Origin of the sequence: Desulfurella sp. (genome assembly GCF_049977265.1) — a bacterium.
In the GTDB taxonomy this organism is placed as follows: Bacteria; Campylobacterota_A; Desulfurellia; order Desulfurellales; family Desulfurellaceae; genus Desulfurella.
On record NZ_JBMFGQ010000011.1, the window covers coordinates 21,687 to 37,687 of the forward strand.

Here is a 16,001-nt window from a genome sequence, read left to right on the forward strand (position 1 = left end):
AAAGAAATTAATTAACCCAAATTTATCATAACCATCTTTATATTTGTCATTTCTTCAATGGCAAATCTCACACCTTCCCTGCCAATACCAGAGAGCTTATTCCCGCCATAGGGCATATTGTCTACTCTAAATATTGAAGTATCGTTTATCATTACACCACCTACATCAAGGTTGTCTATAGCATAGTGGATTTTTCTTATATCGTTTGTGTATATGCCTGCTTGAAGACCATAGTCTGAATCATTTACATGCTTTATTGCTTCTTCAAAGTTATCATACTCTACAATAGACACAATAGGTGCAAATACTTCCATACACATTACCTTCATATCTTTTGTGGTGTTTCTAAGCACTGTTGGGTATAGTATCCTGCCTTCTGTTTTGCCACCGCATACAAGTGTTGCCCCTTGAGAGATTGCTTCGTCTATCCAGGACTTTGCTCTAAGCGCTTCTTTTTCATCGATCATGGGACCAAGCTCTACATCTTGATCTAATGGGTTTCCTACTTTGAGACTTTCTGTTGCCTGCTTGAATTTTTCGCTAAACTCATCTGCTATTTCATGGTGTACATATATGCGTTGCAGTGATATGCAAACCTGACCTGAGTTTGAAAAAGCACTTGCTATGCATCTAGGTATGGCTTTGTCTATATCTGCATCTTTTTCTATGATTGTTGCTGAATTGTTTCCAAGCTCCAAAGTTACCCTTTTTATCCCAGCTTTTCTTATAATGGAATCACCTACTGCAGGTGAGCCTGTAAATGTTACTTTCTTTACCGTTGGGTGAGATACCAAATAATCACCTACACTTGAGCCAGAACCAATTACCACATTAAATACACCTTCTGGCAAACCGGCTTCTTGCAGTATTTCAGCCAATATCAATGCAGTAACAGGTGTGGTTGACGCTGGCTTTAGCACAATTGTGTTGCCTGATGCTATGGCGGGTGCCACTTTGTGGGCAACAAGGTTTAGTGGAAAGTTAAAAGGTGTAATAGCAGCAATAACGCCCATTGGTACCCTTATATAGTAGCCTACCCTGTTTGTACCAGATACACTTGCATCCAAAGGTACAGTTTCACCGTGAATGCGCATAGCTTCACAGCTTGCAAACTTGAATGTCTCATAACCTCTTATTACTTCACCTATTGAATACTTCCATGCTTTGCCTGCTTCTTTGCAAATTACAGTAGCTATCTCATCTTTGCGCTTTAGTATCAAATCCGCAGCTTTTTGAAGTATCTCGCTGCGCTTGTAGGCAGGCATCTTTTTAAATTCATTAAATGCTTCTTGCGCAGAATTTACTGCCAAATCTACACTCGATGCATCACACAATGGAACTTTTGCAAAAACTTCACCCGTATATTTTTCTGTTACATCCAATAATTTTCCTGTTTCAACCCATTTGCCGCCTATAAAGGTTTTGTAAGTTTGCATAAAAGACACCTCCGGTTAGTTTTCAATATGTCTATAACTTATAGCTTCTTTAATATGTTCTTGCAAAACTGCGTCGCTTTTGTTTAAATCAGCAATTGTCCGAGCTACTTTTAATATTTTTGTGAAGCTTCTCATAGAAAAATGCATTACTTGCATAGCTTGTTTTAGCGTTCGCTCCGCTTCAAAATCCAAACGGCAATGTTTTTTTATTAATCGCGGCGTCATTTGCGCATTAGTTTTAACTTTTTCGTTTAAAAAACGTGTATTTTGAACATTTCGCGCTTGCATTACACTTTGCATTAAGTTTGCGCTTGTATAATTAGATTCGGTTTGCATTTGGTCGTAATCAATTTCTGGCATTTCTATATACAAATCAATTCTATCTAAAAATGGCCCGGAAATTTTACTTCTATAGCGCCTTATTTGATCAAAGCTGCATGTACACTTTTTAAATTTTGAGCCATAATAACCGCATGGGCATGGGTTTGCAGCACTTATCAACATAAAGTTTGCAGGGTAATTTATTGAAAATTTTGCTCTGGATACATTTATATAGCCATTTTCTAAAGGTTGTCTTAATACCTCTATGACATTGCGCTTAAATTCTGGTAATTCATCTAAAAACAACACGCCATTGTGGGCTAAACTAATCTCACCAGGTTTTGCATCAGCTCCACCACCAATTAAGCTAATATCGCTTGCTGTATGATGAGGCGCTCTGAATGGTCTTTTTGTTATAATACTGCCTTTTGATACGCCGGCAACACTATATATTTTTGTTGTCTCTATAATTTCTTCTTCGCTCATTGGTGGCATTATTGTAGGCATCCTTTGCGCAAGCATACTTTTGCCTGTGCCTGGCGGACCTATAAGCATCATATTATGAAAACCACTTGCTGCAATGAGCGCAGCCCTAATTGCTCTGTGCTGACCTTTTATTTCTGAAAAATCCACTTCATAATCAGCTTTTTCAAAAACAGTATTTGCTTTGTAAAATGTAACATCTATGGTGCCATTTAAAAAACCCAGCACTTCTGATAAATGATTAAAAGCATAAATATTACTTTTTGCAAGTGATGCTTCATATGCGTTTTCTTTTGCTACAATAATATTTAAATTGTGTTTTTTTGCATATATAGAAATTGGCAAAATGCCACTTACAGGCCGTAATTTTCCATCAAGTGATAATTCTGCTGCAAATAAAAATTCTTCTAAGTTTTTTGATACTTCAACACCATTTACAATTGCAATAGCAATTGCTATAGGTAAGTCAAACTGTGAACCCTCTTTTTTGACATCTGCTGGTGATAAGTTTACTGTAAGCCTTGTGGCTTTAGGGTGTATTGAACTATTTAACAGTGCGCTTCTTACACGTTCTTTACTTTCTTTGATAGCATTATCAGCAAGACCTACAATAACGAAATTCGGCATACCTTTCGAGCTATCAATTTCTACATCAACTCCATATGCGTCTATACCAATGACAAAGGCCCCTTTTAGTTTTACAAACATTCACTGACTTCTAGTCTTTATAGATACGGTTTGACTATCTGGGCTAACCTGTCCCCATTTGTCAACAGCTTTTACCCAATAGTAATATGTGGTATCTGGCTTTACCTTGTCATCAGTATAGGATGTACCTTGAACTTTTGCGATTTCATTTGTTATAAACAAATAATACCTTCTAAAAAGTTTGTAGTAGGCTATATCATCTCCTGAGCTTGCCCACTCAATTTTTACTGCTCCGTTTGGCAATTGCTCTACTTTTATGCCTTTTGGCGCTTGAGGGATAGGAAAGGTTTTTCCTTGGACAATTTCTGAATCAGAACTTTTAACACCGCTTGCGTCGATTGATCTAACCATGAATAAATAAATTTTACCCGGTTCTAAACTTTTTACAGTGTATTCTAGCTGTGAAGATTTGACTTTTCCAAGACTTGCCATGGAAGAAGGACTGTTGCCATAATAAACCTCATAATAGGCTACATCTTTTGTAGGACTTGGAAACCAATAAACTGTTATTGTGCCAGCACCTGTTGGCAAAGCTTTTAGTGAAAGTGGTGGTATTGGTTTGTTTTGAGTTGTTCCAGAAACATAAGAGCTTGGCGGGCTTTCTACACCTTTATAATTAATACTTGATACTTCATAATAATAAGTAACTCCATCTTGAAGACCTGTATCTGTGTATGTTGTATTTTCTCTACCATTTAACCTTTTTATAGCTTTAAAAGGGCCTAATTGCGTTTGCGCTCTATAGAGCATGTACCCAGAAATAGACATATCATTAGAAGGTTGCCACTGCAAAATCAAGCTATGTGGAAGTCCACTGATTACCTTTAAGCCTTCTGGGGGATTTGGCCTTGGCAAAGTAGTAGCTGATACCTGTGTAAATGGACCAACACCTTGATCATTAAATGCTGCTATTCTATAATAATATGTGGTATTGTTTTCCAAAGTGGACAAAATACCACCTGTATCAGTATAGCTTGATTGCAGGTTGTTATTAATCTGTGTTAAAAATTCAAATTTTCCTGTAGGAGAACCTGATCTGTAAATTACATAACCTTTTATGTTGGTGTTTGTAATAGGAATCCACGTTAGAGTAACGGATTGTATACCGCCTTTTGCAGCTGTAATCTGTACATTTGGCAAACTAGGATTAGTTTTTGTTATCTGCACAGTTGAACAAGACGATAAAAATAGAATACCAAAAAGCACCAAAAACCATTTTTTCATATATTCACCCTCCAGGTAAGTTTATCTAACTAGAGTATACAATTTTTACCAATTTTGCAACTAAAAAACACTTTCAAACCTTTTTAATGTTTACACCACTTGAAAAAAACACTGCCCCATTGCCAATATCAGACAATTTATCACTTGTTAGTGTGTTTATTGGCTGTTTGTTAATATAATCGTCTACCCAATAAAGCCCCCGTGCAACCAAAACTCCTTCTTTTACATCATCGCTTATCATGGCTTTTAAAATGCAACTACCCTGTTCGTTAAAAATTTCCACATTACAATTATCTTTTAGATCGTACTTTATAGCATCCTTTGGATTTATTTTTACATATGGTGCGTATTCTTTTTCTTTTAATTTATTGATATGCGCAAAAGTAGAATTTAAAAAATGCTTATTTGGCGGACTGATTAAAATGAAAGGGTAATTTAGAGTCAAGGCAGTGCAATGTGGTAAACTAACGCCCGCCAAATTGATTGCATCTGGGTTTTCAAATTGAATTTTTTCGGTTTTGGTGTATGCAGAATCTGTGTAGGGAAAATCAATATATTCTAATTCAATAAATTTTTCTTTTAAAAGCCTATTTAATGATATATTATGCCTTTTAAAATATTCGCTATCCAAAGCCTGGTCTGCAAGATCATAAACATTATCTTTAAAACAATCTTGGCTAAAACCAAAAGCTTGAGCAAGCATACTGAATACTTCAATATTTGGCTTAGATTGACCTAATGGTTCAATTACTCGATTTGCAAAAGCAATCACATTGTGCCAATAGCTAATATAGAGATCTTCATGCTCAAATGATGTAGTTGAAGGTAAAACAATATCTGCATATTTTGCAGTATCACTCCATAGTCTTTCATGTACCACAACAAATAAATCTTCCCTTTCAAAACCTTTCTTTACAAGATTATGATTTGGTGCTACAACTAAAGGATTTGAGTTGTAAACATAAATGGACTTTATAGGGTTTTTATTGTCTGTTAAAGCCTTTCCTAATTCTACCATATTTATCGATCTGGGTTTTTTATTAAGTAAATCTGGCCTTTCAAGCAATGTTTTGTTAATTGGAAAATACCCAGAATTTGATTTTAAAGCCCCACCTTCTTTGTATTTCCATGAGCCCACAAGCGCTGGTAACAAGCTAATAGCCCATGTATTAAAACCACCATTTAAATGGTGTTGCAAGCCATTTCCTATTCTAATAAAGCCAGGCTTTATTGTAGCATATTCAATGGCAAGTTTGTTTAATTGTTGCTTGCTTAAACCTGTTTGTTTGCTCACTGTATCTGGAGCATACTTTTTTACCAATTCCTTAAATTTATCAAAACCAACTGTATTGCTTTCAATAAATTCTTTGTCATATAAATTTTCATTTATGATTATATTTGCAATACCAAGAGCTAAAACTCCATCACTGGCAGGCATTATATGGTAAAATTCATCAGCAAAATTTGCAGTTTCATTTTTTTCTACATCAATGCTAATTATTTTTGCACCATTTAAGCGTGCTCTTTGGGCAAAAATAGCCTGATGTAGGTTTGTTACCATAGCATTTATACCCCAAAAAATAATAAATTTAGAGTTTTGAGTATATATAGGGTTTGTACCAATTGCTTTGCCATATGCCAGCTCGAAGCCTTTGCTTCCTGCTGCTGAGCAAATTGTGCGCAAAAGTTGTGCAGACTGAAGTTTATTAAAAAAACGCCTATCCATGCTTGCATTATTAAGTACACCTTCTGTGCCTGCATAAGAGTAGGGTAAAATAGAATCGCTTTGGTAATGCTTTAAAATATTTTGCCACCTTTCCACTATGGTTTTTATAGCTTCTTGCCAGCTAATGCGCTCAAAAGATAAGCTTCCTTTTTTGCCAACTCTTTTATATGGGTACAAAACTCTTTTATCTGAGTATATGACATCTCTGTAAAAGTAGGTTTTGTTGCATATTGAACCTTGTGTAAAAACATGGTCTTTGTTTCCAGAAATTTTTACTACCATATTGTCTTTAATCTCTACTTCTAAAGCACAGGCATCCGGACAATCATGTGGACATACACTAAAGCACTTCATAATACTTATTATATTTTCGATTTTTAAAAAAACAACTTTTTGTATATAATAAAAAGCCATGAAAGTAGGTCGTATTGTAAAAATTTCAAAACAAACTACACTTGTTTTGTCTAATAATAATCTAATAACTTTTCCTTTCAGAAGTAAACACAGTTTAAATGATATAATCGATGAAAACGATAATTTACTTGTAAAATCATATAAATCAATCGATTTTAAAAATGCTTTAGAAAATGCGAACAAAAAGTATCTTCTAATAGATAAAACAAAACAGTTTTTCAAACAACAGGGCTTTTTAGAAGCATTAACACCCAAATTAAAAAAATTATATTTAAACGAAAGACATATTAAAAAAATCAAAACAAGGTATGGATACCTGGTGCCTTCATTTGAAATTGAACATAAAAAACTATTATGTCTTGGTTTTGAAAAAGTATTTGAATTGAATTTTGCCTACAGGGATGATTTTGAAGACAAATTCCACAGTAAAGAATTTTTAATGCTTGAATGGTATAGAGCTTATGCAAAACCTGAAGATATTTTTGAAGATTTCAAAGAGTTATGCAAGTTTTTAAACGATTCTAAAGATATTTTAGAATTAGATTCAAAGCATATTAACCTTGATCGTTTTGAATTTTTTTCTTACGAAGAGTTGTTTTTAAAATATTTAGGTTTAGATATTTTGCACTTTTTTGATAAGAAAAAAATAATATCAAAATATAATTTAGAAGCAAATTTAACTAAATCTCAGGTACTTGATTACTTATTTGCAACACACATAGAAAAACACCTTGGCAATAATTGCATAAATATTGTGTACAATTTCCCCGACTTTACATTTCTTGCAAAAAAAGAAGGCAAATATGCAAAAAGATATGAGTTTTACATTAATGGCATAGAAATAGCCAATTGCTATGATGAAGAAAATGATTTTTTAAGGCTTAAAAAATATTTCAATAAACAAACAGACCCGGAATTTATAGATTATATGGCTTTTGGTATGCCAAAAGCAAGTGGCATTGCTTTTGGATTTGACAGATTGTTAAAGTTAATAATGTGATTTAGTGTTTTTTTAAAAACAAGTATTTAAACGTAGAAGGAGGTGAAACAACCCATATTGTTTCTACGTCTATATCACCTACATTTTTGTAATAGTGTTTTGCTGTAGAATCAAAATAAAAACTATCGCCTTCCTCTAAGATACAAGTTTCACTAGCTACTCTAAGTTCGAGTGTTCCTCGTAAAATATACCCAAATTCTTCGCCTTTGTGTCTATGCCAACCATTTGAATCTGCATTAACTGGTATTATTTTATATGCCGGCTCCATTATTTTATTGGATAAATCACTAATAAGCAAATCCTTTATTACTTTATTGTCTGGGTAAACTATACGAGTTCTTCTATCTTTTTTAATAAATATTTCTTCTTGATTCTTATTTGCAAATATACGATCCCACTTGAGGTCTAATGCTTCAGAAATTTTTCCTAAAACTTCTGCAGAAGGCTTTGCTTTTTTATTTTCTATTAATGATAGATAATTAGGAGAACACCCAGCCAATTTTGATAAACTTTTTATAGTTAAACCTCTTTTTTTGCGTTCATTTTTAATCTGTTCTGAAACATCTATCATGTAAATTTATGTAAAAACTTTAAGTGGTGCATCTTGCTTCTTTTTAATTTCTCCTCTCTTTATAGCTTCTTCAAGGTCTATTTGTTTTTGCTCCTGCAATTGTCTTAAATAATCTTTTTCGTCTTTTATGCGGCCACGCTCTTTTGCAACTTGAATAAGTTTCTCACCAATTTTTTTCCCTGCATGACGAATAGTTTCTTCAGGAAAATATACAGCACCACAACCTGGACAGCTATAGACTTCAACGTCTGGCACAACAAGCATTTCGCCTTTAACGGGTCTTTTAAATGGGGTTTTAGTTTTAACCATCTCTTTACCACAATACTTACATCTCATGTGCAACTCCTTATAAAAATATAGAGGGGCAAAAGCCCCCTATTAACATGATTAACCTTTAACTTTAACTCTCCAAGGCTTGCCATGTTCTTTCTCGTAAGCAACTTCACGAACAGTTTTTCTTTTCAGGTAAATTCTTGTTGGGTCAACAATCATTCTTAGAACTTTCAATTGCTCATGCGAAGGTGATGGTGTTGTTGGAACATCATCTGTAGGTTTCAAAACCTTACCACTTTTGTCTTTCAGTTCCCACATAACATTTTCTATAACATCTTTTAAGCTTACATCCGGGTGAACGCTTCTTAGTCTCATATCATAGATGCCTTCTTCTGGGAAGTTTTCCATAATGCAAAGGTCAGATACCATCAAACCTTTGCCACCTCTTGGGATTCCGTAATCCCACCTAGACTCACCTTCTGGACCTCTTGCTGCACCCAATGTAGTCTTAAATTGAACACTATACGGAAATCGCCTTTTTTCTTGAACCATAACGCTCAAGATAAAATCAGACTGGGTGCCAATTGGGTTTGAACCGCCAGAGCCTGTAAATACTACATTTGGTCCCTTGCCAGTACCGGACGCAATAGACGTCCATTGGTTGCGAGGTGCTTCCCAAAGACCAGTTGCGTTAATATTGCCATACTCATCATATTCTGCGCCACCTAAACCGCCGCCTGTAACATAGCCACGTTGCTCGTATGTGCCAAATGCATCCATCATTGACAAAGCAGTTGAAGCCATATAAGCACCCCTAATGTCGGCAACAGATACTGGTATGTGCTCAAAGTGTGGATCTAACATGCCTGCTTCCATAACTATAATGGCGTCTGGATTTACTGTGTGCTGTGCAAGCGTCATTGTAAGCACAGGTAAGCCTGTTCCAATAAACATAGATGCACCATTTGGTATCATGGTTGAACTTGCTATAGCAAGTAGCTCCATTGTTGTAAACTCTTCTGGTGGAACATCATTTTCTTTGCAATAAGCTTCGTAGTCTGTATCGCTAATGCCACTACTAAAAGCTTTAACCCTATTTTCAATTTCTTCAACAGTTGGTATATGCACTGGTATAATAGCTTTTTTATTCATCTTTCTCCTCCTTTTTATATTGGCCTGTATTGATCTGGCTTGTATCCATATTTTGTATCTGCTATAAGCTCATACAGTCTTGCAAAACCCGTTGCGCCGCTTGGACACTCATATTTTGCTTTGATTTTGCCAAATTCAAATTTATCGGTTCCAACTTTGTTTTGCAAGAAATCCCATTCATCTTTGCCTACTATATCATGCCAGTAATCAGCTAAAGCTTTTCTGCCATCTGGTGTGTCAGCTGAACGGTTTGCTTGAATGTAGAATTTCCACCACATCCAATCGTAGTCATATAGGTATGTTACGTTTGTTGGGTATCCACCCCATGGTGTTTCTACAATTCCATCTACGTGTATCATTGGAATCTGGTTTTCTGATGGCCTAAATCTCAATTCTTCTTCTGGTACTATCTTTTCGGTAGCAATTACTAAGTATTTTGCGCTCAGCGACTGCTCAACATCTGGCACGAGCAAACCCTCAATCCTCGCAGTGCCTTGCGTACCGCATCTTTGAACATGCGTAGTCGCAAGATAAGGTATTGACGGAGGATATAAAACAGCTTTTACACCAGCCTTTCCTGTATATTTGCTGGCCTGCTTTCTCAATTTCTCATAAAATATGCCGTCTTCTTCTGCTGCGGTTTTATTCCATGTAGTATCGGGTGCATCGCCTGGAGACCACTTGTTTTCCGGGTCGTATTGATGAGGTCTAAGTCCCCAACCATCAAACGGATCGTCTACAATAACCTGTCTTGCTGGCGGAATGTCTGGATGAACCCACATGCCTTTTTCGTTTTTGCCTCTAAGACCTGCTTTACCAAAAACATCGTACTCAATTAAATCAGAGCCCAAATCTGTCATACCAGTTGCAAACTGCATTCCAAAACGTCCAGCATGTGTCCTGAGTGCCCAGGAGTAGTTCGAAAATAGCATATATGCACTGATGTCGCCATCCTCTAAGCCTTTCCTAATCTCATAAGAAACTGGCTGTATCGTTTCAAGTCCAATAAATGTCATTTCAATCCAATCAAGCTGGCCAGCGCCTGCCATCATCATAACAGGTGTAGCGCCTGCGTTTGTTTGCAAATATAGATTAGGTATATTTTGCCTGATAACTTCTCTAGGAATTGATGCATTCGTTCTTGTGTAACCAAAACCACCCACAACCCAGGCCCTATGCGGTTTAACATACTTGCTAACCGCTTCTTTGATGGACATTATTTTACTTGCTTTTGCCATAAAGTCCTCCTCCTAAATTTTTATAGAATTCTTCTAAATTTTCGATATCTTCTTGCGTTTTCTTGACCGTGCCATTGCTGTCTGCATGCTCAATTGGCAAACCTAACGTATCACTCAAAATTTGTATAAATTCAGCAACTTTCTCAAATTTCATATAGCTAATATAGATATCTATCGTGTAATCCGTATTAAAGTAAATAACTGGATACATTTCATCGTAGTTTAATTTTTCATTCTCTTTCGAGTAAGGTATCAATCTAAAACCGCGCTTTTCGGTATCTACGATTTTACCGAGATTACTGACTTTTTGTTTTATCTCTTCAAAAGTAATTAATTCGCCACCACCAATGATATAACCAGGCAAAGTCGTAAAGTCACTCACTATTTAAGCTCCTTTCTTCTTGCCCAGATAAGTCTTAGAGCATTTTCTACTTTCTCCTGCGCGTATTCTATCATCTCGTGTGCATTTTTGAGATAATCTAGGTTCTTCCTCAATTCGTTTTCTGTGACATCAGCAGTTTTGTTTGCTTGCATTTGTTCAACTAATTGAGTAATTCTTGTCAATACACCAGGCATTTTCTTAAATTGCCACATCCATGTATCAAAATAATAATTCGACATAGACAAATCCCAAACTTCATTGGTTAGCTTTAACCAAACCTGAACATTTTCAATGTCCCTAGGTTGCTGCACCTCCTGTGGCTCCTCTCTAGCCGTTTTCTTGAACGCTTTCGGATAAGCTATCACGCTACACCTCCTACTATAATAGATATTTACTCTTAATTTACATAATACAAAAATATAAATAAAAAGTCAAGTATTTTTTTATATTCATTTAGTTTATATGCTATCAGTAAACTTGTGTTAGTTAATATATAAATTTTAATTATAGATGGACTTAAAATGTATTTTTTGTCATTTACAAACTAAATTTATATTTATTGCAAATAATTTAAAAATGTGTATAAAAAGACTTTAGAGGTATAAGGAGGAGCGTATGAATAAAAAAAATTTGCTGATCAGTTTTTTTTTCATTTTAAGTGGATTTTTAATACTAGCAAACCTTGCAAATGCAAACACAACGCTTCAAGACGGTCTTAGTGCCTATAATAGCAAAAACTACAAACAAGCCTATGATATATTTTATAAGTTAAGCCAACAAGGTGATTCTCAAGCTCAATATATTTTAGGCTCGATGTACTTAGACGGTCTTGGCGTTAAGCAAGATTACAAACAGGCTTACGAATTTTTTAGCGAATCTGCCTTACGAAACAATAGCTTTGGAGAGTATGGCCTTGGCTATTTGTATAAACATGGTCTTGGCGTAAAAAAAGATCTATCCAAAACGGTTTATTGGTGGGAGAAAAGCGCTCAATTAGACAATAAATACGCGCTATACGGTCTTGGGTTTTTATATAGCCTTGGACAAGGTGTAGAGCTTAACTACAAAAAAAGTTTTGATTACTGGCAAAAAGCTTCTTACCTGGGTTCAAGTTATGCTCAATACAGGCTTGGGCTTTTGTATTACGAAGGTGAAATAGAAAAAAATTATATCAATGCTTATGCCTGGTTTGATGTTTCAAAAAGATTTTCCAGCCCAGATGAGGAAATTCACGCACTTGCAGTACATCATTTAAATATTGTCAAATATAAATTAACCACTGTTGAAACATCACAAGCTAAAGAATTGGCGGATAAGCTATATAACCAAATAAAAAATCAGCAATAAATTATTGTATAATAGCAGACAATAGATGAAACAGTTCAACAAAGAAGTTCTTAAAGATGCATGGCACTTAATAAAGCCCTACTGGGTATCAAGCGAAAAAAAGACTGCCTATATCTTGCTTGCAGTAATTATTTTTTTAAATTTGGCCATTGTATTTATAAATGTACTATTTAATCTTTGGTATAAAGAATTTTACAATGCTTTGCAGGAATTGAACGAAAAAGCTTTCTGGATAGCGCTTGGACAATTTACAGCATTAGCGTTTTTTTATATAATATCTGCAGTTTATTCGCTTTACCTAAATCAAATGCTACAAATAAAATGGCGCAGGTGGCTTACAGATAATTTTTTGAATAAATGGATGGATAAAAAAATCTACTATCACCTTCAGGTATTTAACCACCAAACAGATAACCCAGATCAACGTATCAGTGAAGATTTAAATATGTTTATATCGCAGTCTTTGACATTGTCTTTGGGACTTTTAAGCTCTGTTGTTACACTGTTTTCTTTTATTAGTATTTTATGGATTGTATCTGGACCGTTACATTTATCCATATTTGGTTTTTTAATAACTATACCAGGATATATGGTGTGGGCTGCTTTGCTCTATGCTATTTTTGGAACGTGGATTACTGCTGTTATAGGAAGACCACTTATTCCCTTAAATTTTAATCAGCAGCGTTTTGAAGCAGATTTTAGGTTTAACTTGGTGCGAATAAGAGAAAATAGTGAAAGCGTTGCTTTGTATAGTGGTGAGGAAAAAGAACATAATCATTTGATGAAAAAATTTGCAGATATATTTGAAAATTATTGGAAAATAATGGTAAGGCAAAAAAAACTCACGTGGTTTACTTCAGGTTACAACCAGATAGCTATCATCTTTCCTATACTTGTTGCAGCACCAAGATTTTTTGCAAAAAAAATACAACTGGGTGGGCTTATGCAAATAGCTCAAGCATTTGGACAGGTACAAACATCATTATCCTACATTGTAAACAGCTACACCTCGCTTGCTAACTGGCATGCAGTGGCAGATAGGCTTCGCACCTTCGAACACAATATTCAAAATATCGAAGCGCTTCAATCTACCAATAACAAAATAAAATATAATCCATCTCAGTATTTAGTTGTAAATAATTTATCTATTTTGCTGCCAAACAATAAAACATATTTAATTAAAGATTTAAGTTTTGAGCTAAAACCAAAACAAAGCTTGCTAATAGTAGGTCCATCAGGCATAGGAAAAAGTACTCTGATTCGTACAATTGCGGGTCTTTGGCCTTTTGGTTACGGAGAAGTTAGTCTGCCTCCGACAGAAAAAACTTTATTCTTGCCTCAAAAACCATATTTACCCATTGGCACGCTCAGGGATGTGCTTATTTATCCAAATGGTGACCCTTCAATAGATAACAATACTCTGAAAAATTTGCTAGAAAGTTTAAACTTAAAATATTTAGCAAAACATTTATTGGACACAAATATGTGGTCTCAAGTTTTATCGCTTGGTGAGCAACAATACATTGCTTTTGGGCGTATTTTTTTGCAAAAACCTGAGTGGATTTTTATGGACGAAGCAACGAGCGCTTTGGATGAAAAATCAGAAAGACTCCTTTATATGAGACTGTTTAGTGAGCTTCCACAAAGTGCATGCTTAAGCGTAGGTCACAGGTCAAGCTTGCTTAATTACCATAAGATAAAGCTTTCATTGTTAGGCGAAGGCAATTGGTCGCTAAAACCCATTGAAAAAAGTGACTTAACCAAAATCTCATATTTAAAGGAGGAGTTTGCATAAAATGGATAATATTGTAAGATTAGTTATTCGCTCTTCTATATACGACCTAGCAAAACAAACACCCATAAACTATGCTGCTAATTTGTCAAAAAATCTAAACAATAAGATTTTACTAAAAAGGGAAGATTTACAGAGTGTGTTTTCATTTAAAATCAGGGGTGCTTATAACAAAATAAAAAATCTATCCGAAGAAGACAAAAAAAAGGGCATAATATGCGCTTCTGCTGGCAATCATGCGCAAGGTGTGGCTCTTTCGGCAAAAAAGTTGTCAATCACAGCCACAATAGTAATGCCAAAAACAACACCTCAAATTAAAATTAATGCAGTGGCAAGGTATGGCGCAAGTATAGTCCTAGAAGGCGATAGCTATACTGACGCTTATAACGCCTGCAAAGTACTAATACAAGAGACTAAAATGACCTACATCCCACCATTTGATGATGAACTTGTAATAGCAGGTAACGCTACAATTGCAAATGAAATTCTAATGCAGACGAGTTCTGATATTGATTATATTTTTGTACCTATAGGTGGTGGCGGACTAATTGCTGGCATTGCATCATTTATCAAAAACATAAATCCACAAATAAAAGTAATTGGAGTTCAACCAAAAGACTCAAATGCCATGTATTTATCGTTTCACGCCAAAAAGAAAGTTGATATTGATGAAGTAGGCATTTTTGCAGATGGTGTTGCCGTAAAAAGTGTTGGTGACTTAACACTTGATTTAGTATTAAAGTATGTTGACGATATTGTGCTTGTTGACACAGACGAAATATGCTCAAGCATAAAAGACATTTACTACGATACAAGAAATATAGTAGAACCTGCAGGTGCTTTGGCAGTTGCTGGAATAAAGCACTATATAGACGAACACTCCATTTCTAAAAAAACATTCCTTGCCATTAACTCTGGCGCAAACATGAATTTTGATAGGCTAAGCTTTGTAGCTGATAGAGCTTTAATTGGAGAAAAGCAGGAAGCACTCTATGTGGTAGAGTTAGAAGAAAAACCTGGTTCTTTTAAAAAATTTTGTATGGATTTAATTGATAATATAAATGTCTCTGAGTTTGACTACAGACTTACAAACAGACAAAAAGCGTATATTCTAACAGGTCTTAATATAAATTATAAACAAGAAAAGGATAAGTTTTTGGAAAAAGCCAAAAGATTAGGTTATAATATTTTTGATATAACTGACAATGAAATAGCAAAAAGCCACATTCGTTATATGATTGGCGGCAAAACTAATTTGGCTCAAAATGAGGTTTTGTATCACTTTTCTTTTCCAGAGCGAAAAGGTGCACTTTATGAGTTCTTGTCGAAAATGAAGAGTAATTGGAATATTTCTTTGTTTCATTATAAGCATATTGGCACCGATTACGGCAAAGTCCTTGTGGGCTTTGAGATACCACCCAGCGAAATGCAAGACTTTAAATCTTACTTGCAAGATTTACGCTACCCATTCACAGAAGAAACAAACAATCTCATCTGTAAAATTTTCCTTTAAAAGGCAGGAAGCGCCCTTGCGGGCGAAATTTAAATGCGGACTTTATGGTGGGCAAACAAGGGGAAAATGAAACGCTTAAAAATGAGATTTTCTAAGCACGAGACTTTATTATAAGAAATTTTTTACAAAAGTCAAGTATAATGTACCCGCAAATTAATACAGAATTTTTGGAATTTTTATTACTTTAAAAAAATTCTGTATTAATTTGCGGGTACACTCACTATAGTATAAGAATGTTGTTGAAGAGCGTGACATATTAAAAAAAGCTCTTGAGCTCTTTTCGAAAACCTAAAGGGATAAATTTGTGATAGCAAAAGAGCTTTCCAAGGAACACTCCCTGGAAAAGATGTGCCGATTATTTGGGGTATCAAGAAAGGTCTACGGCTCACCTAGAATTGCAGCTATCCTAAACCAAAAAGGC

Annotated in this window: 14 protein-coding genes; 4 read left to right on the forward strand and 10 right to left on the reverse strand. The window is 35.1% G+C overall.

What is annotated here, in order from left to right:
- Positions 1-11 precede the first annotated feature (11 nt).
- From ACP5FO_RS03560 to ACP5FO_RS03575, 4 genes are all read right to left on the reverse strand, one after another.
- Complete coding sequence (locus tag ACP5FO_RS03560) at positions 12-1,436, reverse strand: aldehyde dehydrogenase family protein (protein WP_428108417.1); 1,425 nt, start codon at positions 1,434-1,436, stop codon at positions 12-14.
- A 15-nt stretch (positions 1,437-1,451) separates the two neighbouring features.
- The gene (locus ACP5FO_RS03565) at positions 1,452-2,948 is read right to left on the reverse strand and encodes a YifB family Mg chelatase-like AAA ATPase (protein ID WP_428108410.1); all 1,497 of its coding nucleotides are present in this window, start codon (positions 2,946-2,948) and stop codon (positions 1,452-1,454) included.
- Complete coding sequence (locus ACP5FO_RS03570) at positions 2,949-4,172, reverse strand: fibronectin type III domain-containing protein (RefSeq protein WP_428108407.1); 1,224 nt, start codon at positions 4,170-4,172, stop codon at positions 2,949-2,951.
- A 73-nt stretch (positions 4,173-4,245) separates the two neighbouring features.
- Complete coding sequence (locus ACP5FO_RS03575) at positions 4,246-6,252, reverse strand: molybdopterin-dependent oxidoreductase (RefSeq protein WP_428157041.1); 2,007 nt, start codon at positions 6,250-6,252, stop codon at positions 4,246-4,248.
- A 58-nt stretch (positions 6,253-6,310) separates the two neighbouring features.
- On the opposite strand from ACP5FO_RS03575, the gene ACP5FO_RS03580 reads away from it, so the two are divergent.
- Positions 6,311-7,312: an amino acid--tRNA ligase-related protein gene (locus ACP5FO_RS03580; protein WP_428108401.1), complete on the forward strand. Its 1,002-nt coding sequence runs from the start codon at positions 6,311-6,313 to the stop codon at positions 7,310-7,312.
- Position 7,313: 1 nt separating this feature from the next.
- Here the strand turns inward: ACP5FO_RS03580 and ACP5FO_RS03585 are convergent, their stop codons facing one another.
- Genes ACP5FO_RS03585 through ACP5FO_RS03610 form a run of 6 tightly spaced genes read right to left on the reverse strand, consistent with a single transcriptional unit; the run spans position 7,314 to position 11,293 of the window.
- Positions 7,314-7,883, reverse strand: coding sequence for a helix-turn-helix domain-containing protein (locus tag ACP5FO_RS03585; RefSeq protein ID WP_428108398.1), 570 nt, complete (start codon positions 7,881-7,883; stop codon positions 7,314-7,316).
- A gap of 6 nt (positions 7,884-7,889) precedes the next feature.
- Positions 7,890-8,219, reverse strand: coding sequence for a YgiT-type zinc finger protein (locus ACP5FO_RS03590; protein ID WP_428108395.1), 330 nt, complete (start codon positions 8,217-8,219; stop codon positions 7,890-7,892).
- Between the two features lie 51 nt (positions 8,220-8,270).
- Positions 8,271-9,308 carry a CoA-transferase subunit beta gene (locus ACP5FO_RS03595; protein WP_428108392.1) on the reverse strand — a complete coding sequence of 346 codons (1,038 nt, stop codon included), beginning with the start codon at positions 9,306-9,308 and terminating at the stop codon, positions 8,271-8,273.
- 14 nt (positions 9,309-9,322) lie between these two features.
- Positions 9,323-10,546: a CoA-transferase gene (locus ACP5FO_RS03600; protein WP_428108389.1), complete on the reverse strand. Its 1,224-nt coding sequence runs from the start codon at positions 10,544-10,546 to the stop codon at positions 9,323-9,325.
- Positions 10,530-10,928, reverse strand: coding sequence for a hypothetical protein (locus ACP5FO_RS03605; protein ID WP_428108387.1), 399 nt, complete (start codon positions 10,926-10,928; stop codon positions 10,530-10,532). The genes ACP5FO_RS03600 and ACP5FO_RS03605 overlap by 17 nt, the downstream gene beginning before the upstream one ends.
- Complete coding sequence (locus tag ACP5FO_RS03610; protein WP_428108384.1) at positions 10,928-11,293, reverse strand: hypothetical protein; 366 nt, start codon at positions 11,291-11,293, stop codon at positions 10,928-10,930. The genes ACP5FO_RS03605 and ACP5FO_RS03610 overlap by 1 nt, the downstream gene beginning before the upstream one ends.
- 250 nt (positions 11,294-11,543) lie before the next feature.
- Between ACP5FO_RS03610 and ACP5FO_RS03615 the strand changes: the two genes are divergently transcribed.
- From ACP5FO_RS03615 to ilvA, 3 genes are read left to right on the forward strand one after another with little or no spacing between them, the layout of a single operon-like run.
- Positions 11,544-12,275, forward strand: a complete 732-nt coding sequence (locus ACP5FO_RS03615) for a tetratricopeptide repeat protein (protein ID WP_428108381.1) — start codon at positions 11,544-11,546, stop codon at positions 12,273-12,275.
- Between the two features lie 25 nt (positions 12,276-12,300).
- Complete coding sequence (locus tag ACP5FO_RS03620; RefSeq protein ID WP_428108374.1) at positions 12,301-14,070, forward strand: ABC transporter ATP-binding protein/permease; 1,770 nt, start codon at positions 12,301-12,303, stop codon at positions 14,068-14,070.
- 1 nt (position 14,071) lies between these two features.
- Entirely contained in the window at positions 14,072-15,580 is a 1,509-nt protein-coding gene (gene ilvA / locus ACP5FO_RS03625; RefSeq protein WP_428108368.1) for a threonine ammonia-lyase, biosynthetic, read from the forward strand.
- The last annotated feature ends 421 nt before the right edge of the window (positions 15,581-16,001 follow it).